Below are 25927 nucleotides of genomic sequence, written 5' to 3'. Positions count from 1 at the left end.
TCAGTGGTCTTTCAGTCTTAAGCCGGTCTTTTTGAGGATCGCGCTTGAATACAGGATGTCGTCGGTACGGCAGGCGTCGCCCAGCAGTGCGCGCACCTGCACCCGCTGGCGCTCGACTTCTTCGCGCGAGCGGCCATGCAGCATCGCAAACAGGTTGTAGGGCCAGCGCGGCAGCTCGCGCGGGCGGCGGTAGCAGTGGCTGACGCCGGGCAGGGCGCCGACCTGCTCGCCGAGCTGATCCACCCGTGCGTCGTCGATATCCCAGACCGTCATGCCGTTGGCGGTCCAGCCCAGCCGGTAATGGTTGGGCACGGCGCCAATGCGGCGGATCAGGCCGCTTTCCAGCATCTGCGCCAGGCGCTCGCGCACCATCGTTCCGCTGATGCCCAGCAGGGCGCCCACGGCTTCGTAGGGCTGCGGGACCAGCGGCAGGCCGCCCTGGGTGGCGGCGATCAGGCGGCGGTCGAGTTCATCGAGCGTCATGGCGCGCTCCGGTCATGGTCAGGTCGGGCTTCATCGTCAGGCTGCATCGGCAGGCGCAGCTCGACAAAGAACTCGCGCTCTTTCGGAAAGGCATGCACCTGCAGGCCGGTCTGCGCCTCGATGCGCGCCAGGGCCGCGCTGGCGGCTGCGGGTGAATCGGTGGCGGTCACGAACCACATGTTGAAGTCATGCTCGCGCCGGTAGTTGTGCGCCACTTCGGGCATGGCGTTGACAATCGCCGCAACCTCGCTGAAACGCGCTTCGGGCACCTCCAGCGCGGCCAGCACGAAACGCCCGCCGGCGCGCTCGATATGGTAGAGCGGGCCAAAGCGCGTCAGCACGCCTTCCTTGAGCAGGCGCTGCAGTCGATCAATCACCTCGTCCTCGGGCATGCCCAGCGCCACGCCTGCATCGGCAAACGGGCGGTCGCTCAGCGGCAGGCCGCCATGCAGGTGGTCGATCAGCCGCAGGTCGGCCGATTCCAGGCGGCGGCCGGACTCAGGCCGGGGCATGCTCGGCTCCGGCGGGAAGTTGCCTGAAGTAGCGCGCCCCGGCCTGCTTGAAGCGGCGCCGGCTGAACAGCACGGTGTGCGGGTGGTCTTGCAGGCCGCTGCCGGCGATGGCCGTGGCCAGCGCCGCCTGCACGGCGTCGCGGTTGCGGCCATGCACCATGCAGTACAGGTTGTAGCGCCAGCCCGGCGCACGTTCGCGGCGGTAGGCCAGGGTGATGCCGTGCTGCGCGGCCAGCGCCGCGCCATAGCCGTCCACCTGCGCATCGGGCACATCGAAGACCGTCATGGCGTTGTGCAAGAAACCGGCCTCGTGGTGGCGGACCACCACGCCAAAGCGTCGCAGCGTGCCGCCCTGCAACCAGTGCTGCAGGGTAGCCAGCACTTCTTCCAGCGGCTGGCCAAGTGCCTGCGCCCAGGCCTCGAAAGGCCGGGGCAGCAGCGGCAGGCCGCCTTCCACCAGTCCGGCCAGGGCCGCGTCGGCCTTGGCCACTGGCACGGCAGCGCACTGCACGGTGCCGCCGTGGGCAAGTTCCTTGCGCAGGTCGAAGCCGAGGTCGATGCGATAGGCGCGGCGCATCGGCAGGCGCAGCGCGGGCAGACCGGTTTGCGCTTCAAGCTGGTCGATGCCGGCTCGCACCGCCGTGATGTTGCATCCGGTGATGACGAACCACAGGTTGTGATGGTTTTCGCGTTCGTAGTTGTGGTTGACGCCCGGGTGCGCCGACACCAGCGCGGCCACGGCTTCAAGCTGCGCCGGCGCTACCGCAAAAGCGCACAGCAGGGCCGCGCCGCCTGCGCCGGCGCCCCAGACGCCGCCGATCCGGCTGATGGCGCCTTCTGACTGCAGCGCGGCATAGCCGTCAAGCACGTCGCCTTCGCTGCAGCCGCACGCATCGGCCAGCAATGCGAAGGGCGTGGCCACCAGCGGGAAGTCGCGCTGCCAGTCGTTCAGCAGGCGAAAGGGAAGTGTGCCCATGGTCAAAATCCCATGCGCGCGGCGCGCGACGTGAAGAACACGCCGCTGGGCGCATCCATGGACAAAGTGGCCAGCGTCGTGAAATTCTGCGTGTCGATGACCGACACGCGGTTGTCGTCACGGGCGCTGATCCACACCGCCTCGCCGCGCGGCGTGAACTCCATGTGCAGCACCGCCTTGCCGGGCTGCAGCGTACGCACGACCTGGCGTGTCTTCGTGTCGATGACCTGCACCTGGTGGTAATCAGGCACGGCGAAATTGACCCATACCTGGCGACCGTCCGGGCGCGCGATCACGAACACCGGCTGGCCGGCGACGGCAATGCGGCCGGTTTCCTGCCAGGTTGCGGTGTCCACCACCAGCACCTCGTGCCGGCCGATGGCCGGCAGGTAGGCTTGGCGACCGGCCACGGCCCAGCCGCGCAGGTGCGGCATCTTGTATACCGGCAGCGGGGCTTCGCCGCGCCCGTAGCCACCCAGGATGCGGCGCGCCCGGGGCTTGTCGTCCCACAGGTCGACCAGCGCCAGACCGTCTTCGCCGAACAGGCCGGCGATGTAGTGCCGGCCGTCGGGGGTGACCAGCCCGTCGTAAGGCTGGTGCCCGATGTTTTCTATCTTGGTGATGACGGGCCGGCTGCGCTCCGACAGGTCGGCGATCCAGATGGCGTCGGCGTCAAACAGCGAAAAGATGAAACGGTTGCCCGGCAGGTCGGCCAGTCCCACGACGCGCGAAGCCTTGCCATTGACCACGGCGGGAATGTCGGCCACCAGCGCGAGCGTGGTGGCGTCAAACACCTTGACGCCGCCGGGCGTGTAGTTTTGCGCGGCCACCAGCGTGCCGTCCTGCGAGATGGCGCCGCCAATCGAGTTGCCAGCCTGCAGCACGCGCGCGGTGATGCGGCGCGACAGCAGGTTCACGCGCGTGAGCGCGCCGTCGCGGCCAAACACAAAAGCGCTGGCGCCGCCGCGCGAGAACACCACCGAGGCATGCGACAGGTCGCCCAGGCCGCCGATTTCGGCAAGCAGCGTGCGCGAGCTGGTGTTGACCAGCGCCAGCGTGCCGCGCGCACGTTCGACCACAAGGCCCAGGTCGCCAGTGCCGACCGGGGCATCGTTTGACGACAGTGCGGCGCAGCCGGGCAGCAGGGCCAGTGCCGGCACGGCAGCCAGACCAGAAAGCAGGTGGCGGCGTTTCATGGGGTGATTTTCTTTTCTTCCGGAAAACCGGCAACGAGTTGGCTGGCGATCCACTGCGCATCGTCAGCGCTCAGCATGGCGCGCCACGGCGGCATGGGGGTGCCGGGCCGGCCGTGGTAGATCGTCGCGGCCAGGGCTTCGACCGGCTTGCCCGCCAGCGCCTGGCGCGTCAGCGCCGGGCCCAGGCCGCCGGTCAGGCGCATGCCGTGGCATGAGCCGCAGTCCTGTCGCACCATGCGGATCAGCGACTGCTCATGGTCGGCATCCAGCGCAAAGGCCGGCGTCGTCATGAGCAGTGCAGCAGCCAGGGCCGTGAAGCGTGTCAAGGCAGGCTTTCAGGTCTTGAGGATGTATTCGATCGTTGCTTTGAGGTCTGCGTCGTTGATTTTCTCGGGTGGGTTTGGCGGCATCGGAATCGGGCCATACACTCCAGAGCCGCCCTTGCGGACCTTTTCCATCAACGCGGCCGTCGCGTCCTGGCCCTTGTATTTGGCCGCAATGTCCTTGAAGGCAGGGCCCAGGATTTTCTTGTCCTTGGCGTGGCAGGCCACGCAGCCCCCATTGTTCAGCGCTTCTTCGGGGGTAGCTGCATGCGCGCCAAAGGCCATCAAGGCTGCGCCGGCAAACAGTAATGCTTTCATATCGCTCTCCAGTTATGCCGGGGGCCGCAAAGGCCCCCGTCTCAGCGTGCGCTGAGGTTGATGATGTTCAGTAAATGTCGTTCTGCGTGTTGTTCACGTTGAAGTGACCGGTCGGCGTGATGATGCGCGGGTCCTTGATCACCGCTTTCAGCTTGAGCGTCTTGTCATCGACCACGACCAGTGCCGACTGCTTGTCCTTGGCCGACCACACCGAAAACCACACCTCATCGCCCGCCACGTTGAATTCAGGCTGCACCACGCGCTTGGCGCCGCCGTCTGCTGCAAGCCCCGCCCATTCGGCGATCGGCAGCACGGTGAAACCCTTCTCCAGGTTCTTGATGTCGTACACCGCAACCGACTGCGAGATCTTGGGATCAGGGTTCAGCGGCGTGTCCGAATACAAATGCTGTGATTTCGGATGGCTCTTGATGAACAGCGCACCGCCGCCCTGGCCCTTGAGCGTCTGCACCACCTTGAAGGCCTGGGCCTTGTGCTTGACCGGGTCGGTGCCGATCAGGGAAATGGTTTCATCGCCCAGGTGGCCGGTGGCCCAGACAGGTCCGAACTTGGGATGCACAAAGTTGGCGCCACGGCCGGGATGCGGGATCTTGCCCACATCGACAATCGCCGCCACCTTGTCTTCCTTGGCATCGATCACGCCGATCTTGTTGCTGTTGTTGGCCGCCACCATGAAGTAGCGCTTGGTGGAGTCCCAGCCGCCGTCGTGCAGGAAGCGGGCAGAGCCGAGTTCGGTGATTTTCAGCGAGTCGAGGTCGGCATAGTTGACCATCAGCGTCTTGCCGGTTTCCTTGACGTTGACGATGAACTCGGGCTTGTAGTGCGAAGCCACGATGGACGCCACGCGAGGCTCGGGATGGTATTCCTGGGTATCGACCGTCATGCCGCGCGTGGAAACGATCTTCAGCGGCTCCAGCGTGTCGCCGTTCATCAGCACGAACTGAGGCGGCCAGTAGGCGCCTGCAATCACCAGCTTGTCGGTAAAGTCGCCTTCCTTGCCCTTGTACTTGGAAGAGTCCACGGAACGCGCTTCCAGGCCAATGCGGACTTCAGCCACGTTGTCGGGCTTGGGCATCCACAGGTCGATCATGTTCACGCGGCCATCGCGGCCAATCACGAACAGGTAGCGGCCCGACGCCGAGGTGCGGGAAATATGTACCGCGTAGCCGGTCTTGATGATGTTGATGATCTGCTTGGTGTCACCGTCAATCAGCGCCACTTCTCCGGTGTCGCGCAGCGTGGTGGAGAAGATGTTGCCAATGTTGAAATTGTTCATCTTCCGGGTGGGCCGGTCTTTCGGCTGCACCGTGACTTTCCAGGTGTTTTTCATGTCCGCCATGCCCCACTCGGGCGGCTGCGGTGCATCGTGCTGGATGTAGCGCGCCATCAGGTCCACCTGCGCTTCGGTCAGCTCGCCGGAGGTTTGCCAGTTGGGCATGCCGGCGGGCGAGCCGTAGGCAATGAACACCTTGAGGTAGTCGGTGCCCTTGCCGACCGTGATGTCCGGCGTCAGGGGCTTGCCGGTGGCACCCTTGCGCAGCACGCCGTGGCAGCCCGCGCAACGCTCAAAATAGATTTTTCGTGCCACGTCGAATTCGGCCACGGTCATGGGCGGGGCCTTGGGGTTGAGGCTGTTGACCATGGGCTCCTTGCCCACCGGCGAAGCGCCGGCGTTCTCGTAAGCCTTTTCCACCGGGTTCACGTGAGCTTCCGGTACTTGCGCCGTAGCTTTGACCGGGGCCTGCGCCTGAGCGGCCAGTGCCATGCTGGTCAGCAGGACGGCGGCAACTGCAGACAGTCTTAAATTCTTCATGATTTTCACTCCGTGTTATTTCGCAACAGCAAATAAGAAACCCGGTCGAGTCACCAGATTAACTGCCGATGGCTGCAAAACTTCGACGCGAGCATGGCGATTTTGGGTTCGGACATAAAACATGTCCTTAATCTACATCAATTAAAAAGCATAAAAAAACGCCTGCGTTGCGCCGTTGGGGAAACGCTGTTTTTTACCTGAGGCCATGCCGTGTGTGTAGCGAAATCGCCAGACTAAACTACATGCATGCTCTGGATCAAATCCTTTCACATCGTTTTCATCGCCAGCTGGTTCGCCGGACTTTTTTACCTGCCGCGCATTTTTGTCAACCTGGCCATGGTGCCGCCGCAAAGCATGGCCGAGCGTGAGCGACTGTTGCTGATGGCGCGCAAGCTGATGCGCTTCACCACCATCCTGGCGGTGCCGGCCATCGCCCTGGGCCTGTGGCTGTGGCTGGGTTACGGCATCGGGCGCGGCAGTGGCTGGATGCATGCCAAGCTGGCCGTGGTGGTGCTGGTGATCGGTTACCACCATGCCTGCGGCCGCATGCTGGCGAAGTTCGCTGCCAACCGCAACACCCGCAGCCATGTCTGGATGCGCTGGTTCAATGAAGTTCCCGTGCTGTTGCTGGTGGCCGCCGTCATCCTGGTGGTCGTCAAGCCGTTCTGACGGCCAACCACTTCGACAAGGCGTGGCAAACCCTTCTTCCCCAGCAGACGCAGGCAGCCCGGCTTCGCCGGATGCCCAGCGTCGCCCCCTGCAAGGGGGAAAGGAAGTACACGAAGCGAAGCGAAGTGACGACGATGGGGGTGTGCCAAAGACTACCGCCTGGCCGCTGGCGCTGGCGCTGGTCTGCCTGATCATTTACGCCAGCCTGTATCCGTTTTCAGAGTGGCGCAACCAGGGTATTTCGCCGCTGCGCTTCCTGGCCTCGCCCCTGCCGAAATACTGGACCGGCTTTGATGTCGGCATCAATTTGATGGGTTATGCGCCGCTCGGCTTCTTGCTGGCCGTGTCGGCGCTGCGCAGCCGGCGTGTAGCCTGGGCGGCCAGTGTTGCAGTCCTGAGCGCCGGACTGCTGTCGCTGGCGATGGAAACGCTGCAAAACTACCTGCCGTCGCGTATTCCTTCGAATGTCGACCTGGCGCTGAACACGCTGGGCGCCTGGCTCGGGGCCTGCTGCGCGCTGGCGCTGGAGCGGTCCGGGCTGATCGACCGCTGGAGCCGGTTGCGGGCGCGCTGGTTTTCAGCCGATGCGCGCAGTGTGCTGGTGCTGCTGCTGCTCTGGCCGCTGGCCCTGCTGTTTCCGGCGTCGGTCCCCATGGGGCTGGGGCAGGTCTTCGAACGGCTGGAGTCGGCGCTGGCCGATGCGCTGGCCGACACGCCCTTTCTTGAATGGCTGCCGGTGCGCGAGGTCGAACTCCAGCCCCTCGTGCCACTGGCCGAACTGGTCTGCGTGGCGCTGGGCGCGCTGATTCCCTGCCTGCTGGGCTATTGCGTGATCCGTGCACTGCGCCAGCGCGCCGTGTTTGCCGCCGCTGCCCTGGCCGTTGGCCTGGCGGCGTCGGCACTGTCCGCCGCCCTCAGCTACGGACCCGAACATGCCTGGGCCTGGCTGGATGTGCCGGTCCAGGCCGGCATCGGCCTGGCCGTGGTGCTGGCCGCGCTGATGCTGGCCGCGCCGCCCCGCGCCGCTGCCGCGCTCACACTGCTGGCGCTGGCGATTCACCTGGGCCTGCTCAACCAGGCGCCCGCCGACCCCTACTTTGCCCAGACATTGCAGATATGGGAGCAGGGCCGCTTCATCCAGTTTTACGGTCTGGTGCAGTGGCTGGGCTGGCTCTGGCCCTATGCCGCGCTGGCCGGCGTGCTGGCGCGGCTTTCCAGCCCGGAGCCGAAGGCGCCGGCCGGTGAAAAGTAAAATTGCCGCATGACTCATTCCACTGCCCCGAACCCTTCGCCGGATGGCGTCCAACCCGCCCCGGCGGCTTCCTACTATGAACGGCACATCTTCTTTTGCCTGAACCAGCGCGGCAAGGGCGAAGAATGCTGCGCCGACCAGGGCGCCGAGAAGGCTTTTGACCGCTGCAAGAAGCTGGTCAAGGCCGCCGGGCTGTCCGGGCCGGGCCAGGTGCGGGTCAACAAGGCCGGTTGCCTGGACCGCTGCGCCGCCGGGCCGGTGGCGGTGGTGTACCCGGAAGGCGTCTGGTACAGCTATGTGGACGTCAGCGACATTGACGAGATTGTCGAGTCGCACCTGAAAAACGGCCAGGTGGTCGAACGCCTGCTGACGCCACCGCACCTGGGGCGCTAAGGGCCAGCCAGGCGGCTGAATCTGTAAAAATGACATGATTCAAGCCTTTTCCGCAATAAGGATGGGCATAAGCAGCTATTATTTATATAGCAACTGACTGCCACAAAAAAGAAAGAGAGAAAGCGGTTTCCATGAACTCAAAAACCCAGAAGTCCAGCATTGCCGGTCCGGCCGGCGCGCTGGACATTGCCCTGGACCTGCCGGCGGGCGCATCGCGCGGCATCGCCGTCATTGCCCATCCGCATCCGCTGTTTGGCGGTACGCTGGACAACAAGGTGGTGCAGACGCTGGCGCGTGCCTTCGTGCAGTCTGGCTGGACCGCCGTGCGCTTCAACTTTCGCGGCGTCGGCGGCAGTGCCGGCAGCCATGACGAAGGTCGGGGCGAACTGGAAGACCTGCTGGCGGTGGTGCAGCATGCGGCGCCCGCCGGTGAAGGACAGTCGGCGCTGGCGCTGGCCGGTTTCTCGTTCGGCGCTTTTGTCACCACGCATGCGTTTGCCCGCCTGCAGGCCAGCCGGCCGATTGAAAAACTGGTGCTGGTCGGCACCAGCGTCAGCCGCGCGCCCGCCGCACCGGTCGATGCGGCCGCGCACCAGCGCACGCTGGTGGTGCATGGCGAGCAGGACGACACCGTGCTGCTGTCGGCGGTGATGGACTGGGCGCGTCCGCAGGCACTGCCTGTTACGGTTGTCCCCGGGGTGGGGCATTTCTTTCATGGACAATTGCCGCTGCTGAAAAACCTGGTGATCCGCCATCTGGCGTCGCCCGTGCATTGAATCTTTTGGGGCGAGCGCGGTCCATCGCCTCTGCCCTGCGTTTTCCCGCTTTTTTCTTCCTTGTTTTCTACCGGTTTTTTTGATATGCAATGCTTCTTCAAGGCCCCTGCCGGCCTGCGCTCTCTTGCCTCTTCCCTGGTCCTGTTCGTCTCGGTGGCGCTTCCGGCAGCGCATGCCCAGGCACCGCAAGTGCCTGAAATCGCTGCCCGTTCGTATCTGCTGCTCGATGTGACGGCCAACCAGATCCTCGCCGCCAAGGACATCGACTCGCCGGTCGAGCCCGCGTCGCTGACCAAGCTGATGACCGAATACCTGGTGTTCGACGCGCTCAAGTCGAAAAAAATCACCTTGACGCAAACCTTCGGCGTCAGCCCGCGTGCCTGGAAAATGCCGGGTTCGCGCATGTTCATCGACCCCAAGATGCAGGTGCCGGTCGAAGACCTGATCAAGGGCATGATCGTGCAGTCGGGCAACGACGCCACCATGGCGCTGGCCGAGGGCGTGGGCGGCACGGCCGAGCATTTCGTCGAGCTGATGAACCAGCAGGCCAAGGCGCTGGGCATGAAGTCAACCAGCTACAAGAACCCCGAAGGCCTGACCGAAGCCGGCCACACCACCACGGCGCGCGACCTGAGCATCCTGTCCACGCGCCTGATGACCGATTTTCCCGACTACATCGGCTACTCGGCGATCAAGAAATACCGCTATCCCGGAACGCCGGCGACCAACGACACGAACCGCAACACATTGCTGTTCCGCGATCCGACCGTTGACGGCCTGAAAACCGGCCATACGAATGCCGCTGGCTACTGCATGATTGCCACGGCCAAGCGCGAATTTCCCAACCTGGGCGCGGCCGGCAAGGCCGGCGAACGGCGCCTGGTGGCCATCGTGCTGGGCGCTTCGAGCGACAGTGCCCGCGCCAATGAAACACAAAAGCTGCTGAACTGGGGCTATACCGCGTTTGAGGCGGTCAAGCTGTTCGACGCGGGCCAGGCGGTGGTCACGCCGGCGGTCTGGAAGGGCAAGGACGCCGTCGTCAAGCTCGGCCGGCCTGAAGCCATCGTGGTGGCAGTGCCCGCCGGCACGGCGTCCCGGCTCAAGACCCAGGTGGCCCGTCCCGAACCGCTGGTCGCGCCTTTCAAGAAGGGCCAGCTGGTCGGCAGCCTGAAGATCATGAACGGCGACGACCCCGCCCCCATGGCCGAGGTGCCGCTGGTGGCGCTGGACGCTGTGGAAGAGGCCGGCATCATCGGTCGGGCATGGGATTCGATCCGGCTCTGGATCAAGTGATTTTTTGTAGCTGCAAAGACGATTTTTCGGGTTGATTCGCGCCTGAGACTTTGCTGGGGGCCGGCTGGCCGGGAGTGGCCCGGCGGCCAGTAACTTTCTTTTGCTTCGCCAAAAGAAAGTCACCAAAGAAAAGGCGACCCGGCTGTCTGGGTCCCTGCGCTTCGCTACGGGCAACCTGTGATGAGGGGCAAAAGCGGGGGTCCGCGCAAACTCGCTTCACTGCGTTTCGCTCAAACAGCGCGCGGCCCTGATCCCGCTTTTGCCCCTCATCACAGGCCCAGCCAGAACGGGACTGACGGGAGCGGATTCGGATTCGGATTCGAGGCGAAGCCCATCCGCACCTCCCCCAACGCCGGAAAGCACCCATCGGGAAGGCCTTGTAGTTACAGTTTTTATGTAAAAAAGGCATTTTGCGCACGCAGAGCATTCGATGGTAGCTATGAATTAAGTAGCATCAAGCTGCTGGACACCCTGAATGCCAGCGCTACGTACCAGCGTTTGCCTCAGGCACTGGCTGGCGCATGGCTGCCGCCCAGCCCGAGGTAGGTGTCGATGATGCGGCGGTCGTGCAGCAGCTCATGCGCCGGGCCGCTAAGCGCGACGGCACCGGTTTCCAGCACATAGGCCTGGTCGGCCACCTGCAGGGCGGCGCGCGCATTCTGCTCGACCAGCAGCACCGACACGCCATGGCTTCGCAGCGACGACACCACCTGCAGCACTTCGCGCACGATCAGCGGCGCCAGTCCGAGCGACGGCTCGTCGAGCATCAGGAGGCGCGGCCGTGCCATCAGCGCCCGGCCGATGGCCAGCATCTGGCGCTCCCCGCCCGACAGCGTGGCGGCCAGTTGCGCCCGGCGTTCCTGCAGGCGCGGAAAGATTTCAAACACCTCCTGCATGCGGCTTTTCTGGTCGCGCTGGCCCCGGCGCCAGCGCGAAAAGCCGCCCAGCAGCAGGTTGTCCTCGACCGACATGCCGGCGAACAGCTCGCGCTTTTCCGGCACCAGCGCCACGCCGCGCGCCACCATCGCCTCGACGGTGGGCCGCGCGATGCGCTCGCCTGCCAGGGTGAGGCTGCCCTGCGAAGGCAGCAGCCCCATGGCCGCGCCCAGCAGCGTGGTCTTGCCTGCGCCGTTGGGGCCGATGACGGTGACGATCTCGCCCTCGCCAACGCGCAGCCCGACCTGGTGCACGGCCTGCACCGCGCCGTAGGACACACAGAAACCGTCCAGTTCCAGCAGCGGCGCGCTCATGCGGCCATGCCTCCGAAGTCATCGGCGCCACCTAAGTAAGCCTCCAGCACTCGCGGGTTGGCCTGCACCTGGGCCGGCGTGCCCTCGGCAATCACGGCCCCGAACTCCAGCACGGTGATGCGGTCAGCCAGTTTCATGACGAACTCCATGTCGTGTTCCACCACCAGAATGCCCAGCCCTTCGGCGCGCAACTGGCCGAGCAGCGTGGCCAGTGCCTGCTTTTCAAGGTGCCGCAGCCCGGCGGCCGGCTCGTCGAGCAGCAGCACGCTGGGCTGGCCCGCCAGCGCGCGGGCAATTTCAATGATGCGCTGCTGGCCCAGCGCCAGCGACGCGGCGGGCTGGTCAGCCAGCGCGGCCAGGCCGCAGCGTTCCAGCTGCCGGCGCGCCTCCAGCATCAGCGCCGCCTCTTCGGCGCGGTCCAGGCGCAGCATGCACGCCAGCCAGCCGCTGCGGCCGCGCCGGTGCGCGCCCAGAGCCACGTTTTCCAGCACGCTGCGCTGGCCAAGCAGCCGGACATGCTGGAAGGTCCGGCCCATGCCGAGCGCGGCAAAGTGGCGCGACGGCTGGCCCTGCATCGGCTTGCCGGCCAGCAGCACCTCGCCCGAACTCGGGTCGTCCACGCCCGAGATCATGTTGAAGAAGGTGCTTTTGCCGGCGCCGTTCGGGCCGATCAGCGCATGCACCTCGCCGGCCTTCACGTTCATGTGGATGTCGTTGTTAGCGACCAGGCCGCCAAAGCGCTTGCTGACATGGCTGGCCTGCAGCACGACCTGTCCGGCCGGGGGCAGGGCACGCGTGGCCAGCGGGACGGCGGGGGTACGGGCTGACGGCGTACCGGCGCTTGCAGCGTTGGCAGGCCGTACCCAGCGCTGCGTCCAGCCTGCCAGGCGCGGCCACAGGCCATCGGCAAAGCGTTGCAGCACCAGCAGCATCAGCAGGCCGAAGACCACGATCTCGAAATTCCCGCTGGTGCCCAGCAGCCTGGGCAGGATGTCCTGCAACTGCTCTTTCAGCAGCGTGATCAGCGCTGCGCCCAGCACCGCGCCCCACAGGTGGCCGGCGCCGCCGACCACCGCCATGAACAGGTACTCGATGCCGATGTTGATGTTGAACGGCGTCGGGTTCACAAAGCGCTGCAAATGCGCATACAGCCAGCCCGAGATGGCCGCCAGCAGGGCCGCCAGCACAAACAGCTTGATGCGGTAATGCGCCGTGTCAATGCCCATGGATTCGGCCATCACCCGGCCGCCCTTGAGCGCGCGAATTGCCCGGCCCTCGCGCGAATCGAGCAGGTTGTGCAGCGCCCACAGCGCCAGCAGCAGCACGCCCCAAATGAGCGGCCCGAGCCGCATCGGCGTTGCCAGCGAGAACCCGCCCAGCACCAACGGCGGCAGGCCGGACAGGCCGGTGAAGCCGCCCAGTCCTTCAATGTTGCCGAACAGGTAGTACAGGCTCAGGCCCCAGGCCAGCGTGCCCAGCGGCAGGTAGTGCCCCGACAGCCGCAGCGTGATCGCGCCCAGCATCCAGGCCAGCGCAAAGGTCGTCGCCAGCCCCAGCGCCAGTCCGACCCACGGCAGCCAGGCACTGCCCGCCAGCGCCGCTGGCAAATACTGCGCCGCCAGTGGCGAGGTGCAGACCCACGCCGTGGCATAGGCGCCCATGCCGACAAAGGCGGCCTGGCCGAACGAGGTCATGCCGCCGACGCCGGTCAGCATCACCAGGCCGGCGGCGACGAGCGCATACAGGGCGATGTAGCTGAGCAGGGTCAGCGTGAAGTCGGGCAGCAGGCCCCAGCTGAGCGCCAGCGCGGCCACGGCGGCCAGGGTCAGGTGGCGGGTGTTCATTCCTCATCCTCCACATGGCGGCTTTGCAGCGAACGCCACCACAGCACCGGAATGATCAGGGTGAAGACCAGCACTTCCTTGAAGGCGCTGGCCCAGAACGAGGAAAACGATTCCAGCTGGCCGACGATCAGGGCGCCGGCCAATGCCAGCGGATAGCTTGCCAGCCCGCCGACAATCGCCGCGACGAAGCCTTTGAGGCCGATCAGGAAGCCGGTGTCGTAATACACCGTGGTCAGCGGCGCGATCAGCAGCCCCGACACCGCGCCGATCAAGGCGGCCAGCGCAAAGCTCACGTCGCCCGACAATTCGGTCGGAATGCCCATCAGCCGCGCACCGACCCGGTTCATGGCGGTCGCGCGCAATGCCTTGCCGACGATGGAGCGGCCAAAAAACAGGAACATGGCCACCACCAGCAGGGCAGTAACGGCGACCACCACCAGCGACTGTCCGGTGACCGGAATGCCACCCAGCTCGAACCGGGCTTCCGAGAACGCCGGCGTGCGCGAGCCCTCGGCTCCGAAAAACAGCAGTCCCAGCCCGACCAGCACGCCATGCAGCGCCACCGAAACAATCAACAGCACCAGCACCGTCCCGTCCGCCAGCGGCCGGTACACCAGCCGATACAGCAGTGGCCCGAGCGGCGTGATCAGCACCAGCGTGGTCAGCGCCTGCAGGTAGATCGACGCTGGCCGAATCAACAGCACCAGCGTGCAGGCGGCAGCCGGCATGGCCACCGCCCACACCGCCGTGGACGCCCAGTCCACAGTCGTGCCGCGATGGTGGCGCCAGGCCTCGGCCACCAGCGTCATCAGCGCCAAGGCCAGCAGCAGCCACAGCGTGGCAGGCACCTTTCCGGCCTGCAGCATGGCCATCGACAGCGCGCCGAAGGCCACGAACTCGCCCTGCGGAATGAAAATGACGCGGGTGACCGAGAACACCAGCACCAGCGCCAGCGCGATCAGTCCGTAAATGGCGCCGTTCACGAGGCCGTCCTGCCCCAGCATCAGGGCAATTTGCAGGTCCATGATGAAATCCGGTTCGGGCCGCCAGCGGCCCGTGGAGGGTTGCAAGCCGCGCGCAATAGGCGCGGGTCAGCTTTTATCGAAGGCGAAGGCTCAGGGCTGGTATTTCCAGGCGCCGTTTTCGATCTTGACCATGACACGGCCGCGCTGGTCGAGGCCCAGGTGGTCGGTGGGCGACATGCTGAAAATACCGTGGGCGCCCGGCATGTCGCGCACGTTTTCCAGCGCATCGCGCAAGGCTGCGCGGAACTCGGGCGTTCCGGGCTTGGCTTTTTTCAGCGCCTGCGGCACGGCGGCGCTCATCAGCAGGCCGGCATCCCAGGCATGGGCGCCGAAGGTGGACACGCTGCCCTTGCCGTAGGCTGCTTCATACGCATCGACATAGGCCATCGCGGACTTGCGCACCGGATGCGTGGCGGGAAGCTGCGTGGCGACGAGCACCGGGCCGGACGGCAGGAAGGTGCCTTCGACGTCCTTGCCGCCGACGCGCAGGAAGTCGGCATTGGCCACGCCATGCGTCTGGTACATCTTGCCGGCGTAGCCGCGTTCCTTCAGGGTTTTCTGCGGCAGCGCAGCAGGGGTTCCCGAGCCGGCGACCAGCACGGCGTCTGGCTTGGTGGACATGATCTTGAGCACCTGGCCGGTCACCGAGGTGTCGTTGCGCGCATAACGCTCGTTGCCGACGATGCGCAGCTTTTTCAATTCGGCTGCCTTGGAAAACTCGTTGAACCAGCCTTCGCCGTAGGCATCGGAAAAGCCGATGAAGGCGACGGTCTTGACGCCCGCATTGGCCATGTGCTCTGCAATGGCCAGCGACATCATGATGTCATTTTGCGGGGTCTTGAAGACCCAGCGCTTCTTGGCATCCTGCGGCTCGACGATGCGCGCCGACGCGGCAATCGAGATCATCGGCGTCTGCGCCTCGGCGGCGACGTCGATCATCGCCAGCGACGCCGGGGTGGTGGTCGAGCCCAGGATGATGTCCACCTTGTTCTCGCTGATCAGCTTGCGGGTGTTGCTGACCGCCGCCGTCGTGTCGGAGGCATCGTCGAGCACGATGTAGTTGATTTTTTCACCGCCGATGGTCTTGGGCATCAGCGCAATGGTGTTTTTCTCGGGAATGCCGAGCGAAGCGGCCGGGCCGGTGGCCGACAGCGTCACGCCGACATTGATGTCGGCCTGTGCCAGCGCACTGGCCAGCAGCGCTGCAGCCAGTGCCAGGGGTTTGAGAATGTTCATGCTTGTCTCCTTCTTATGGTTGAAAAACTGGTTGCCAGGTCAAGCCTGGCCAGGCGCTAGGGGCGCCTGAAGCGAACAGGCTACACATCGTAATGAGATCGTCCTGTGCTGCACAGCGGGTTTACAGGGAGTGCGAACCCCAGCCGGGTGAGCGGAAATAAAAGGGCTGGCGACATCATTCGGCCAGCAGTTCGGTCGTGAGGGGAGGCTTGACTGCAGCCAACCCTCCCACGAACAAGTCGGCCACCACGACGGCCATGGCGTCATGGTCGAGCTTGCCGTCGGGTTTCATCCACATGAACATCCAGTTGACCATGCCGAACAGCAGCATGGTCAGCGGCTTGCTCAAGGCGACCTGCTCCAGTTCGGGCCGCAGCGCGGCCACGGTGCGGGCAAAACCGGCCACCACCTCGCGTTCCTTGCCGAGCACCCGCTCCCGGTCGTCGGGTTCGAGAAATTTCACGTCTTCGGTCAGCACCCGGTGCGCATCCTGGGCGTCGGCGTACTCCTCGACGATGCGGCGAATCAGTTCGCGCAGCTGCAGATCGGGCGCCGCTGCCTCGCGCACCACGTCGGCGACCAGCACCTGCAGCCGGGACACATGGCCGTCGGCAATGCTGACGAGCAAGGCGTACTTGTCGCGGAAGTAGTGGTAGATCGTGGCCTTGGACAGGCCGCAGGCCTCGGCCACCTGGTTCATCGAGGTCGCCGGGTAGCCGCGCCGCGCAAACAGGCGTGCCGCATGCGCCAGGATCATCTCGCGCTGGTCGTCGTAGCCGGAGGCACGTCCGCGAGCCATCAGGTTAGGCCTTCAGCGTTCGTCAAAAGACAGCACCACGCGTTCGGTCAGGGGGTGCGACTGGCAGGCCAGCACGAAGCCGGCCTCGACATCGCGCTTGTCCAGCGCATAGTTGCGCGCCATGCGCACTTCGCCCTCGACCAGCTTGGCGCGACAGGTGCCGCAAACGCCCGAGGTGCAGGAAAACGGCACTTCCAGGCCTGCGGCCGAGGCGCAATCGAGGATGCTCGGCTGGCCCTTGCTGAATTCAATTTCCCGGCTGACGCCATCGAGGATGATCACGACGCGCGCCTTTTCCGCATCGCCCGCCTGCGCTTCATGAACGATGGCGCCGACTTCGCCGGCTGCTTTTTGTGCCACCGCAAAACGTTCGATGTGGATGCGTTCTTCGGGCACGCCGGCCGCCAGCAGCGCCGCCTCGGCTTCGTCGTTCATCTGGAACGGTCCGCAAACAAACACGTGGTCGATATCGTCCGGCGTCAAAAGGGTTGCCAGAAAAACGCCGAGCTTTTGCTGGTCGATGCGGCCGCTGAACAGCGGGGAGTCGCCCTGTTCCTGCGTGAACACATGGTGGATTGACAACCGCGCCATGTAGCGGTTCTTCAGGTCTTCGAGTTCTTCCTTGAACATCGTCGAGGCGGGCGAGCGGTTGCTGTAGATCAGGGTGAAACGGCTGTGGGGCTCTCGTGCCAGCACGGTCTTCATGATGGACAAAATGGGCGTGATGCCGCTGCCGCCGGCAATCGCCACATGGTGGTGATGTGCCGCAGGGTCCAGCGCGACGAAGAAGCGGCCCTGGGGCGCCATGACTTCAAGCGTCTGGCCGGGCTGCAGGCTGGAATGGATCCAGCTTGAAAAAGCGCCGCCCCGGACCTTGCGCACGCCGACGCGCAATTCGCCATCGTCAATGCCGGCGCATATCGAGTAGGAACGGCGCATTTCCTGGCCGTCCAGCTGGGTGCGCAGCGTCAGGTACTGGCCCTGGGTGAAGCCGAACACGCTGCGCAGGGCGTCGGGCACGTCAAACGACACGATCACCGCCTCGGCGGTGTCCGGTGCAATGGAACGCACGCGCAAGGGATGAAAGGTGACGCTCATGGTGCTGCTTTGGCTGGAGGTTAGAGGGGCTTGAAATGCTCGAACGGTTCCTTGCAGTCCAGGCAGCGGTGCAAGGCCTTGCAGGCGGTGCTGCCAAAGGCCGACAGCAGGGCGGTGTGCAGGCTGCCGCAGCGCGGGCAGGCCAGCGGCGCATCATCCACCGCGCGCCGGCCGGCAAAGCGGATGGGCATGGCGCCGCCCTGCGCGACCGGGCCGGGCGGGGCAATGCCGTGGTCGCGCAGCTTGTCGCGGCCTTCCTGGCTCATCCAGTCGGTGGTCCAGGCCGGCGCCCGCTGCATGCGCACCCGCGTCGGCCCGAGCCCTGCGGAGTCCAGCGCTTCAATGATGCTGTTTGCTATGTATTCAGTAGCAGGGCATCCAGAGTAGGTGGGCGTAACCACCACTTCCAGTTCATTTTCGACGAGTAAAACATTGCGCACCAGCCCCAGGTCGCACACCGACACCACCGGCACCTCCGGGTCGGGAACGCTTTGAAGTACGTCCCAGGCACGGGCCATGCGCGCTTCTGCGGCCATGACCGCCAGCGTGGTCACCACACGCCCCCGGGATAGGCGCGCTGCAGGTACTGCATTTCGGTCAGGATGTAGCCCATGTGTTCGCTGTGGATGCCGCGCTTGCCGCTGCTGCGAAACGCGCTGTCTTTCGGCACGGCCAGCGTGGCTTCCTCCAGCAGCTGGGTCATTTCCGCCAGCCATGGCGCGTGCAGGCTGCTCCAGTCGGGACCGATGCCGCTCTGCTGCGCCTGCACGTCGATCGCATCGCCCTCGAACAGCTCGGGAACGTAGCGCCACAGCTCTTCCAGTGCGCTTTCCATGCGCTGGCGCGACTCGGCCGTGCCGTCGCCCAGCCGCACCACCCAGTCGCCGGCATGGCGCTGGTGGTAGCGCGCTTCCTTCACCGCCTTGCCGGCAATCGCTGCCAGTTCGCCGTCGCCGGAACTGGCCAGGCGTTCCCAGACCAGCTTGAGAAAGGTGGACATCATCGCGTTGCGCAGCGAGGTGAAAGCAAAGTCGCCACGCGGCAGCTCGACCAGCGTCACATTGACGTAGTCGCGCTCCTCGCGCAGGAAGGCCAGCTGGTCCTCGTCATGGCCTGTTCCGCTGACTTGACCAATGTGGGCAAACAGCGCGCGTGCCTGGCCGATCAGGTCGAGCGCCGTGTTGGTCAGCGCGATGTCTTCTTCCAGGATGGGCGCATGGCCGCACCATTCGCCCAGGCGCTGGCCCAGGATCAGGCAGGTGTCGGCCAGGCGCAGCATGTACTGCACCTCAGGATCGCGGCTCGGTTGGATCGATGGATTCATCATCATGCTTACATGTGGTTCACGGCTTCGGGCAGCTTGTAGAAGGTCGGGTGTCGATACACCTTGTCTTCCATCGGGTCGAAATACATGCCCTTGTCGCCCGGGTCGCTGGCCGTGATCTGGTCGGAGCGCATGACCCAGATGCTGGTGCCTTCCTGGCGCCGGGTGTACACGTCGCGGGCGAGTTGTATCGCCATCTTCGCGTCGGCCGCATGCAGGCTGCCGCTGTGCTTGTGGTCCAGGCCCGCGCGGCTGCGCACGAAAACTTCCCACAAAGGCCATTCGGTTGCTTGTGTCATGTCAGGTTCCTTTGGGTTGGGATTCAGGCCGCCTGGGCCACTGGCATATGTTTGGCCGAATGCGCCAGCGCCGCCTCGCGCACCCAGGCGCCGTCTTCCCAGGCCTTGACGCGGGCGCTCAGGCGTTCACGGTTGCACGGGCCGTCGCCGCCGATCACGCGCCAGAATTCGCTCCAGTCGATCGCGCCGAAGTCGTAATGCTGGCGCTCCTCGTTCCATTTCAGGTCCGGGTCGGGCAGGGTGATGCCCAGCACCTTGGCCTGCTCTGCCGTGGCGTCAATGAACTTTTGCCGCAGCTCGTCGTTGCTCATGCGCTTGATGCCCCAGCGCATCGACTGCGCGGTGTTGGGCGACTGGTCATCGGGCGGGCCGAACATCATGATCGACGGCCACCACCAGCGATTCACCGAATCCTGCACCATGGCGCGCTGGGCGTCGGTGCCTTGCTGCATCATGGTCAGCAGGGCTTCGTAGCCCTGGCGCTGGTGAAAGCTCTCCTCGCGGCAGATGCGGATCATGGCGCGCGAATACGGTGCATACGAGCAGCGGCACAGCGGCACCTGGTTCATGATCGCCGCGCCATCGACCAGCCAGCCGACCGTGCCCATGTCGGCCCAGCTCAGTGTCGGGTAGTTGAAGATCGAGCTGTACTTGGCCTTGCCGGTGTGCAGGGCATCGAGCAGTTCGTCGCGCGTCTTGCCCAGCGTTTCGGCAGCGGCGTAGAGGTACAGGCCGTGGCCGCCTTCGTCCTGCACCTTGGCCAGCAGGATGAGCTTGCGCTTGAGCGTGGGCGCCCGCGAGATCCAGTTGCCCTCGGGCAGCATGCCGACGATCTCGCTGTGCGCATGCTGGCTGATCTGGCGGATCAGCGTCTTGCGGTAATGCTCGGGCATCCAGTCTTTGGCTTCAATGAAGTCGCCGGCGTCGATGCGTGCCTCGAAGCGCTCCTCCCGCTGCATTTCCTCGGTTGAACGGACGGCTTTCCTGTCGTCGCCCGGCTCGGGGTTCATCGTGTCCATGGCTTGCGTGTACATGTAGTGATTCCTTTCCTGTGGTGGATGGACTGGCTGCGGCTAGCGCGGCCGCGAGTCGATGACCCGCCTGGCCTTGCCCGTCAGCGTGCGCTCGATGGATTCCGGGGCCATGACCGACACCTGGGTGGAAATGCCCACCAGCGTCTTGATGCGGTGCTGCAGCCAGGCGGCGACCTCGTCGATGTCATTCTGGCTGAATCCCGTGTCCGAATGCCGCCATTCGCAATGCACATTCACCTGGTCGAGCGGCCCCTGGCGGTTGACATGGATCTGGTACATGCCCGAGAGCCTCGGATGCTGCAGCACGACTTCCTCGATCTGCGTCGGGAACACGTTGACGCCGCGAATGATCAGCATGTCGTCGCTGCGTCCGACGATCTTGCCCATGCGCCGGAACGACCGCGCCGTGGGCGGCAGCAGCCGCGTCAGGTCTCGCGTGCGGTAACGGATGATGGGCAGCGCTTCCTTGGTCAGCGAGGTGAACACCAGTTCGCCTTCCTCGCCGTCGGGCAGCACCTCGCCAGTGTCGGGATTCACGATTTCAGGATAGAAATGGTCTTCCCAGATGACCGGGCCATCCTTGGCTTCGATGCATTCGCTGGCCACGCCGGGCCCCATGACCTCGGACAGGCCATAGATATCGACCGCATCCATTGCGGTCTTGCCTTCAATGTCCCGGCGCATGGCCTCGGTCCAGGGTTCGGCGCCGAATATGCCGACCTTGAGCGAACTTCCCCGGGGATCCAGGCCCTGCCGCGCAAACTCCTCGATGATCACCTGCATGTAGCTCGGCGTGACCATGATGATGTCCGGCTGGAAGTCGTGGATCAGCTGCACCTGCCGCTCGGTCTGGCCGCCCGACATCGGGATGACCATGCAGCCCGCCAGTTCGGCGCCGTAATGCGCGCCCAGTCCGCCGGTGAACAGTCCGTAGCCGTAGGCAATGTGGATGCTGTCGCCCGCCCGTCCACCTGCGGCGCGGATCGAGCGTGCCACCAGCCGCGCCCAGGTATCGATGTCATTTCGGGTGTAGCCGACGACTGTCGGCTTGCCGGTGGTGCCTGACGACGCATGAATACGCGCCACCTGGCTGCGCGGCACGGCAAACATGCCGAACGGGTAGTTCTGGCGCAGGTCGTTCTTGACGGTGAACGGGAATTTCGACAGGTCGCCGAGCTGCTTCAGGTCGCCAGGATGAATTCCCCTGGCATCGAATGCCTTGCGGTAATGCGGCACATGGTCATACGCCTGCTGCAGCGTGGCCTGCAGGCGCTGCAGTTGCAAGGCGGTGATCTCGTCGCGGCTGGCCTGCTCGATGGGTTCAAGGTCGCCAGGGGCAGGGCGTTTGACGGTCATCCGTTCTCCCGGGGGTTTGAGTCAGGGGCCACGGCCGGCTTGCCTTTGAAGGTGTGGGAGCGGCCGCGAAACAAGGCGATGCGTTCACCCCGCTGGTTGCTGACGCTTGTGTCATAAATGCCGGTGCGGCCGGCCCTCGACACTTCGACGCATCGGGCGGTCAGCAGGTCGCCCAGATGCGCCGGGGCTGTGAAGTCGATGCTGAAGCCCGATGCCACGGTCATTTCGTTGTAGGAGTTGCAGGCAAACGCGAAAGCCGAATCGGCGAGTGCCGAAATCAACCCGCCATGGCAGGTCTGATGGCCGTTGAGCATGTCTTCGCGCACCGTCATCGACAGCAGCGCCGTCCCCGGCATGGTTTCCAGCAATTGCATCCCCAGCGCCTGTGAGGCCCGGTCACTGGCAAACATGCGCTCACCCACCCGCTGGGCGGTTTCTTGCTGCAAATGCTCTGTCATGGGCGCTTCCTTATGTTGTGTCAACATCAAAGCCAGCTGTCTTTTGACCGACCGGTCGGTAGATAGTAATCTTTGCGCATGACTGACTCAAGTCAAATATCGTAGGAATAAACCCTTAGCGGCGGTCATGATCACCGTGTGAAGGCAGCAGTTTTTGGCTGGACCTCAAGACCCGCACGGCCTTGGCCAGGACAACTGCTTGAGCTTTTTTGGCAACCCGCATATACTCGAAGGCTTTTCCGCTTTTGGTGCGGGGAAGTTTTTCGCAGTTTTATACCGTTTTCAGACGTTTAGGGACGTTTTCAATGCCAACCATCAATCAGTTAGTCCGTCAGGGGCGCGAGGTCGAAAAGATCAAGTCAAAAAGCCCTGCGATGGAAAATTCTCCACAGCGCCGTGGCGTATGCACCCGTGTGTACACCACCACGCCTAAAAAGCCAAACTCCGCTTTGCGTAAAGTCGCCAAGGTGCGCCTGACCAACGGATTCGAGATCATTTCCTACATCGGCGGCGAAGGCCACAACCTGCAGGAACACAGCGTCGTGCTGGTTCGCGGCGGTCGTGTCAAGGACTTGCCGGGTGTGCGTTACCACATCGTTCGTGGCTCGCTCGACTTGCAAGGCGTGAAAGACCGCAAGCAGTCGCGTTCCAAGTACGGCGCGAAGCGTCCAAAAGCCAAGTAATTGGCCTATCGGTTCGAACTTCACTGTTCGCACCCGAAAAAGCTGTCAAGGTTTTTTCAAAAAACAGGTGCTTGACTCACCCTGGCCGGTGTTTTGAGCGAAGTGACCCAAGTGCAAGTTTTTTGCGCCGGTCGAGTAAGTGAGAGTTTGCTAACTCTCGCGGTGTTGCCGAAAGCAGCGCCAACTGAAGCAAAGAGGTGAAAAAATGCCACGTGTCGCGAAGTCCCTAAACGTGAAATTCTTCCTGATCCAAAATTTGGCGATGTCGATCTTGCCAAATTCATGAACGTGATCATGCAAGGCGGCAAGAAAGCCGTCGCAGAGCGCATCATTTATGGCGCCCTGGAGCAAATCGAGAAAAAGAACCCTGGCAAAGATCCGCTGGAGGCTTTTCACATGGCCATCGGCAACATCAAGCCCATGGTTGAAGTGAAGTCCCGCCGCGTCGGTGGTGCCAATTACCAGGTACCGGTTGAAGTGCGTCCTGTCCGCCGTATGGCCCTGGCTATGCGCTGGTTGAAAGAAGCCGCCAAGAAGCGTGGCGAAAAATCAATGTCATTGCGCCTCGCCAATGAATTGATGGAAGCCACCGAAGGCCGTGGCGGCGCCATGAAAAAGCGTGACGAAGTTCACCGCATGGCCGAAGCCAACAAGGCGTTCAGCCACTTCCGCTTCTGATCGATGGTTTGCAGTGTTGACTGCGCTTCATTGACGGGTTGCCGCCGGTCGTTCAAGGTGACCAAAACACCTTGATTCCTGGCGGTTCAACCCCAACTCCTGCCGGCTTGGTGCCAAAAGCGCCCTGCCGGCAGACGCGTAGAAAAACAAGAGAAATATCTTGGCACCACGTGTCATTGTTCGTAACACCGAACTGAAAGTAATTTATGTCCCGCGCTACCCCCATTAAAAACTACCGCAATATCGGTATTTCCGCGCACATCGATGCCGGCAAGACCACCACCACCGAGCGGATTCTTTTCTACACCGGCGTGAGCCACAAGATTGGTGAAGTCCATGACGGCGCCGCAACCATGGACTGGATGGAGCAGGAGCAGGAGCGTGGCATCACGATCACTTCCGCCGCCACCACCTGTTTCTGGAAAGGCATGGACAAGTCCTTTCCCGAGCACCGTATCAACATCATCGACACGCCTGGCCACGTTGACTTCACGATTGAAGTCGAGCGGTCCATGCGCGTGCTTGACGGCGCCTGCATGGTTTACTGCGCCGTGGGTGGCGTGCAACCCCAGTCCGAGACGGTCTGGCGTCAGGCCAACAAGTACAAGGTGCCACGTCTGGCTTTCGTCAACAAGATGGACCGCACCGGCGCGAACTTCTTCAAGGTGGTCGAGGGCATGAAGCTGCGCCTGAAAGCCAACCCTGTGCCCATGGTGATCCCCATCGGTGCTGAAGAAAACTTCACTGGCGTCGTGGACCTGATCATGATGAAAGCCATCATCTGGGATGAAGCTTCACAAGGCATGAAGTTCGAATACCGCGAGATTCCAGCTGATTTGCTGCAGTCCGCCAAGGAATGGCGCGAAAAAATGGTCGAGGCTGCTGCCGAAGCCAACGAAGATCTCATGAACAAATACCTTGAAGAAGGTGACTTGTCTGAAGAAGAGATCAAGTTAGGCATTCGCACGCGCACCATTGCCAGCGAAATCCAGCCAATGTATTGCGGCTCTGCTTTCAAGAACAAGGGCGTGCAGCGCATGCTGGACGCCGTGATTGACTTCATGCCTTCACCGATCGACATCCCGCCAGTCAAGGGCACCGATGATGATGAAGAGCCTGTTACCCGCAAGGCAGACGACTCGGAGAAATTCTCGGCGCTGGCCTTCAAACTGATGACCGACCCTTTCGTGGGCCAGTTGACCTTTGTGCGCGTCTATTCCGGTGTGCTGAAAAAGGGCGATACCGTCTACAACCCCATCAAGGGCAAGAAAGAGCGTATTGGCCGTATCGTGCAGATGCACGCCAACGAACGTCAGGAAGTCAGCGAAATCGTCGCTGGTGACATCGCCGCCTGCGTGGGCCTGAAAGACGTGACCACCGGCGAAACCCTGTGCGATCCGGATGCCATCATCATGCTGGAGCGCATGGTCTTCCCCGAGCCTGTGATTGCACAGGCGGTCGAGCCAAAAACCAAGGCTGACCAGGAAAAAATGGGCATTGCCCTGCAGCGCCTGGCCGCAGAAGATCCATCGTTCCGCGTCAAGACCGACGAAGAATCTGGCCAGACCATCATTGCCGGCATGGGCGAGCTGCACCTGGAAATCATCGTTGACCGCATGAAGCGCGAATTCGGTGTGGAAGCCAACGTCGGCAAGCCGCAGGTGGCTTACCGCGAAACCATCCGCAAGACCATCGAAGATGCCGAAGGCAAGTTCGTCCGTCAATCCGGCGGCAAGGGGCAGTACGGTCACGTGGTGCTCAAGATCGAGCCGAATGAACCCGGCAAGGGCATCGAATTCGTCGATGCCATCAAGGGTGGCGTGGTGCCGCGCGAGTACATTCCTGCGGTTGAAAAAGGCATCAACGAAGCTGTGACGGCTGGCGTGCTTGCCGGCTACCCGGTGGTCGATGTCAAGGTGACGCTGCATTTCGGCTCTTACCACGACGTGGACTCGAACGAACTCGCGTTCAAGATGGCTGCCATCTTCGGTTTCAAGGAAGGCTGCCGCAAGGCCAGCCCGGTCATTCTGGAGCCCATGATGGCTGTGGAAGTCGAGACGCCTGAAGACTATGCCGGCAACGTGATGGGCGATCTGGCCTCACGCCGCGGCATGGTCCAAGGTATGGAGGACATGCTCGGTGGCGGCAAGGTCATCAAGGCAGAAGTGCCTTTGTCCGAGATGTTCGGCTACTCGACCACGCTGCGCTCTGCAACGCAAGGCCGTGCGACTTACTCGATGGAGTTCAAGCACTACACCGAAGCACCACGCAATGTGTCCGAAGCCATCATGGCTGCGAGAGCCAAGTAAAGAAATTGCGGGGCAGACCGAAGGACGCGCGAAGCGCCCTTTCGCTCTGTCCCCAAACTGATCAGTCCCCGAATTAGATTCCCTGTCTGCGATTACGCGCCTTTCACTGCCCGTGGTGAGAAATAAAGCAGCGTAGTGCAAACATTAAACCGTACACGGGCATGTTCTTTTATTGGAGTTGGAAATGGGTAAAGAGAAATTTTCGCGGACCAAACCGCACGTCAACGTCGGCACGATCGGTCACGTTGACCATGGCAAGACCACGCTGACGGCGGCAATCGCCACCGTGCTGGCCGCCAAGTTCGGCGGCGAAGCCAAGGCCTACGACCAGATCGACGCGGCACCGGAAGAAAAAGCGCGCGGCATCACCATCAATACCGCCCACGTAGAGTACGAAACGGCTGCCCGCCACTACGCGCACGTTGACTGCCCGGGCCACGCTGACTATGTGAAGAACATGATCACGGGCGCTGCACAAATGGACGGCGCCATTTTGGTCTGCTCGGCCGCTG

The 25927-nt window shown here is 63.5% G+C and carries 27 protein-coding genes and 1 pseudogene; 9 read left to right on the top strand and 19 right to left on the bottom strand.

Annotated elements, in window-relative coordinates; translation table 11 throughout:
• The 7 genes from GZ092_RS16295 to GZ092_RS16265 form a co-directional block, all read right to left on the bottom strand.
• Positions 1 to 483: an AsnC family transcriptional regulator gene (locus tag GZ092_RS16295; RefSeq protein WP_293637949.1), complete on the bottom strand. Its 483-nt coding sequence runs from the start codon at positions 481 to 483 to the stop codon at positions 1 to 3.
• Positions 480 to 995 (bottom strand): Lrp/AsnC family transcriptional regulator, encoded by a 516-nt coding sequence (locus tag GZ092_RS16290; protein WP_293637948.1) that lies wholly within the window; start codon positions 993 to 995, stop codon positions 480 to 482. Before GZ092_RS16290 ends, GZ092_RS16295 begins: the two co-directional genes overlap by 4 nt.
• Positions 982 to 1971 (bottom strand): Lrp/AsnC family transcriptional regulator, encoded by a 990-nt coding sequence (locus GZ092_RS16285; protein WP_293637947.1) that lies wholly within the window; start codon positions 1969 to 1971, stop codon positions 982 to 984. Before GZ092_RS16285 ends, GZ092_RS16290 begins: the two co-directional genes overlap by 14 nt.
• Before the next feature lie 2 nt (positions 1972 to 1973).
• A complete protein-coding gene (locus tag GZ092_RS16280) occupies positions 1974 to 3167 on the bottom strand; it encodes a cytochrome D1 domain-containing protein (RefSeq protein ID WP_293637946.1) in 1194 nt (397 codons plus the stop codon).
• Positions 3164 to 3457, bottom strand: a complete 294-nt coding sequence (locus tag GZ092_RS16275; protein ID WP_293637967.1) for a cytochrome c — start codon at positions 3455 to 3457, stop codon at positions 3164 to 3166. The genes GZ092_RS16280 and GZ092_RS16275 overlap by 4 nt, the downstream gene beginning before the upstream one ends.
• Before the next feature lie 45 nt (positions 3458 to 3502).
• Entirely contained in the window at positions 3503 to 3808 is a 306-nt protein-coding gene (locus GZ092_RS16270; RefSeq protein WP_293637945.1) for a c-type cytochrome, read from the bottom strand.
• Between the two features lie 67 nt (positions 3809 to 3875).
• Positions 3876 to 5639 carry a nitrite reductase gene (locus tag GZ092_RS16265; RefSeq protein WP_293637944.1) on the bottom strand — a complete coding sequence of 588 codons (1764 nt, stop codon included), beginning with the start codon at positions 5637 to 5639 and terminating at the stop codon, positions 3876 to 3878.
• Positions 5640 to 5885: 246 nt separating this feature from the next.
• Here GZ092_RS16265 and GZ092_RS16260 point away from each other — a divergent pair, with 246 nt between their 5' ends.
• The 5 genes from GZ092_RS16260 to GZ092_RS16240 all read left to right on the top strand — a co-directional run bounded on the left by GZ092_RS16260 (position 5886) and on the right by GZ092_RS16240 (position 10022).
• Positions 5886 to 6308 carry a CopD family protein gene (locus GZ092_RS16260; protein ID WP_293637943.1) on the top strand — a complete coding sequence of 141 codons (423 nt, stop codon included), beginning with the start codon at positions 5886 to 5888 and terminating at the stop codon, positions 6306 to 6308.
• Positions 6309 to 6450: 142 nt separating this feature from the next.
• Positions 6451 to 7560, top strand: a complete 1110-nt coding sequence (locus GZ092_RS16255; protein ID WP_293637942.1) for a VanZ family protein — start codon at positions 6451 to 6453, stop codon at positions 7558 to 7560.
• A gap of 9 nt (positions 7561 to 7569) precedes the next feature.
• Positions 7570 to 7953, top strand: a complete 384-nt coding sequence (locus GZ092_RS16250) for a (2Fe-2S) ferredoxin domain-containing protein (RefSeq protein WP_293637941.1) — start codon at positions 7570 to 7572, stop codon at positions 7951 to 7953.
• Positions 7954 to 8084: 131 nt separating this feature from the next.
• Positions 8085 to 8729 (top strand): alpha/beta fold hydrolase, encoded by a 645-nt coding sequence (locus tag GZ092_RS16245; RefSeq protein WP_293637940.1) that lies wholly within the window; start codon positions 8085 to 8087, stop codon positions 8727 to 8729.
• An 84-nt stretch (positions 8730 to 8813) separates the two neighbouring features.
• Entirely contained in the window at positions 8814 to 10022 is a 1209-nt protein-coding gene (locus GZ092_RS16240; RefSeq protein ID WP_293637939.1) for a D-alanyl-D-alanine carboxypeptidase family protein, read from the top strand.
• A gap of 503 nt (positions 10023 to 10525) precedes the next feature.
• Here GZ092_RS16240 and GZ092_RS16235 read toward each other — a convergent pair.
• The 12 genes from GZ092_RS16235 to paaI all read right to left on the bottom strand — a co-directional run bounded on the left by GZ092_RS16235 (position 10526) and on the right by paaI (position 21745).
• A complete protein-coding gene (locus GZ092_RS16235) occupies positions 10526 to 11272 on the bottom strand; it encodes an ABC transporter ATP-binding protein (RefSeq protein WP_293637938.1) in 747 nt (248 codons plus the stop codon).
• Complete coding sequence (locus GZ092_RS16230; RefSeq protein ID WP_293637937.1) at positions 11269 to 13116, bottom strand: branched-chain amino acid ABC transporter ATP-binding protein/permease; 1848 nt, start codon at positions 13114 to 13116, stop codon at positions 11269 to 11271. The genes GZ092_RS16235 and GZ092_RS16230 overlap by 4 nt, the downstream gene beginning before the upstream one ends.
• Positions 13113 to 14141 (bottom strand): branched-chain amino acid ABC transporter permease, encoded by a 1029-nt coding sequence (locus tag GZ092_RS16225; RefSeq protein ID WP_293637936.1) that lies wholly within the window; start codon positions 14139 to 14141, stop codon positions 13113 to 13115. The genes GZ092_RS16230 and GZ092_RS16225 overlap by 4 nt, the downstream gene beginning before the upstream one ends.
• 90 nt (positions 14142 to 14231) lie before the next feature.
• Positions 14232 to 15377 carry an ABC transporter substrate-binding protein gene (locus GZ092_RS16220; protein WP_293637935.1) on the bottom strand — a complete coding sequence of 382 codons (1146 nt, stop codon included), beginning with the start codon at positions 15375 to 15377 and terminating at the stop codon, positions 14232 to 14234.
• A 175-nt stretch (positions 15378 to 15552) separates the two neighbouring features.
• Entirely contained in the window at positions 15553 to 16176 is a 624-nt protein-coding gene (locus tag GZ092_RS16215; protein ID WP_293637934.1) for a TetR/AcrR family transcriptional regulator, read from the bottom strand.
• A gap of 12 nt (positions 16177 to 16188) precedes the next feature.
• A complete protein-coding gene (gene paaE / locus GZ092_RS16210; protein ID WP_293637933.1) occupies positions 16189 to 17274 on the bottom strand; it encodes a 1,2-phenylacetyl-CoA epoxidase subunit PaaE in 1086 nt (361 codons plus the stop codon).
• Positions 17275 to 17294: 20 nt separating this feature from the next.
• Complete coding sequence (gene paaD / locus GZ092_RS16205) at positions 17295 to 17810, bottom strand: 1,2-phenylacetyl-CoA epoxidase subunit PaaD (protein ID WP_293637931.1); 516 nt, start codon at positions 17808 to 17810, stop codon at positions 17295 to 17297.
• A 14-nt stretch (positions 17811 to 17824) separates the two neighbouring features.
• On the bottom strand, positions 17825 to 18598 hold the full coding sequence (paaC, locus tag GZ092_RS16200; RefSeq protein WP_293637929.1) for a 1,2-phenylacetyl-CoA epoxidase subunit PaaC: 774 nt from the start codon (positions 18596 to 18598) through the stop codon (positions 17825 to 17827).
• Positions 18599 to 18606: 8 nt separating this feature from the next.
• Complete coding sequence (gene paaB, locus GZ092_RS16195; RefSeq protein WP_293637928.1) at positions 18607 to 18897, bottom strand: 1,2-phenylacetyl-CoA epoxidase subunit PaaB; 291 nt, start codon at positions 18895 to 18897, stop codon at positions 18607 to 18609.
• Positions 18898 to 18920: 23 nt separating this feature from the next.
• The gene (paaA, locus tag GZ092_RS16190) at positions 18921 to 19931 is read right to left on the bottom strand and encodes a 1,2-phenylacetyl-CoA epoxidase subunit PaaA (protein ID WP_293637927.1); all 1011 of its coding nucleotides are present in this window, start codon (positions 19929 to 19931) and stop codon (positions 18921 to 18923) included.
• 39 nt (positions 19932 to 19970) lie between these two features.
• On the bottom strand, positions 19971 to 21287 hold the full coding sequence (gene paaK, locus GZ092_RS16185; RefSeq protein ID WP_293637926.1) for a phenylacetate--CoA ligase PaaK: 1317 nt from the start codon (positions 21285 to 21287) through the stop codon (positions 19971 to 19973).
• Positions 21284 to 21745: a hydroxyphenylacetyl-CoA thioesterase PaaI gene (gene paaI / locus GZ092_RS16180; RefSeq protein ID WP_293637924.1), complete on the bottom strand. Its 462-nt coding sequence runs from the start codon at positions 21743 to 21745 to the stop codon at positions 21284 to 21286. Before paaI ends, paaK begins: the two co-directional genes overlap by 4 nt.
• A gap of 305 nt (positions 21746 to 22050) precedes the next feature.
• Here paaI and rpsL point away from each other — a divergent pair, with 305 nt between their 5' ends.
• The 4 genes and pseudogenes from rpsL to GZ092_RS16160 all read left to right on the top strand — a co-directional run.
• Entirely contained in the window at positions 22051 to 22428 is a 378-nt protein-coding gene (gene rpsL / locus GZ092_RS16175; RefSeq protein WP_011799633.1) for a 30S ribosomal protein S12, read from the top strand.
• Between the two features lie 216 nt (positions 22429 to 22644).
• Positions 22645 to 23106 (top strand): annotated as a pseudogene (rpsG, locus tag GZ092_RS16170) (30S ribosomal protein S7); the annotation flags it as partial.
• A gap of 206 nt (positions 23107 to 23312) precedes the next feature.
• Complete coding sequence (fusA, locus tag GZ092_RS16165) at positions 23313 to 25415, top strand: elongation factor G (protein ID WP_293637922.1); 2103 nt, start codon at positions 23313 to 23315, stop codon at positions 25413 to 25415.
• 184 nt (positions 25416 to 25599) lie between these two features.
• Positions 25600 to 25927 (top strand): GTP-binding protein (locus GZ092_RS16160; protein WP_293637920.1); only part of this gene is annotated, 328 nt, incomplete at its 3' end.

Origin of the sequence: Polaromonas sp., from assembly GCF_010365105.1 — a bacterium.
GTDB lineage: Bacteria > Pseudomonadota > Gammaproteobacteria > Burkholderiales > Burkholderiaceae_C > Polaromonas.
The sequence above is the reverse complement of the archived record's forward strand: the minus strand, read 5'-3'. Positions and strand labels throughout refer to the sequence as shown.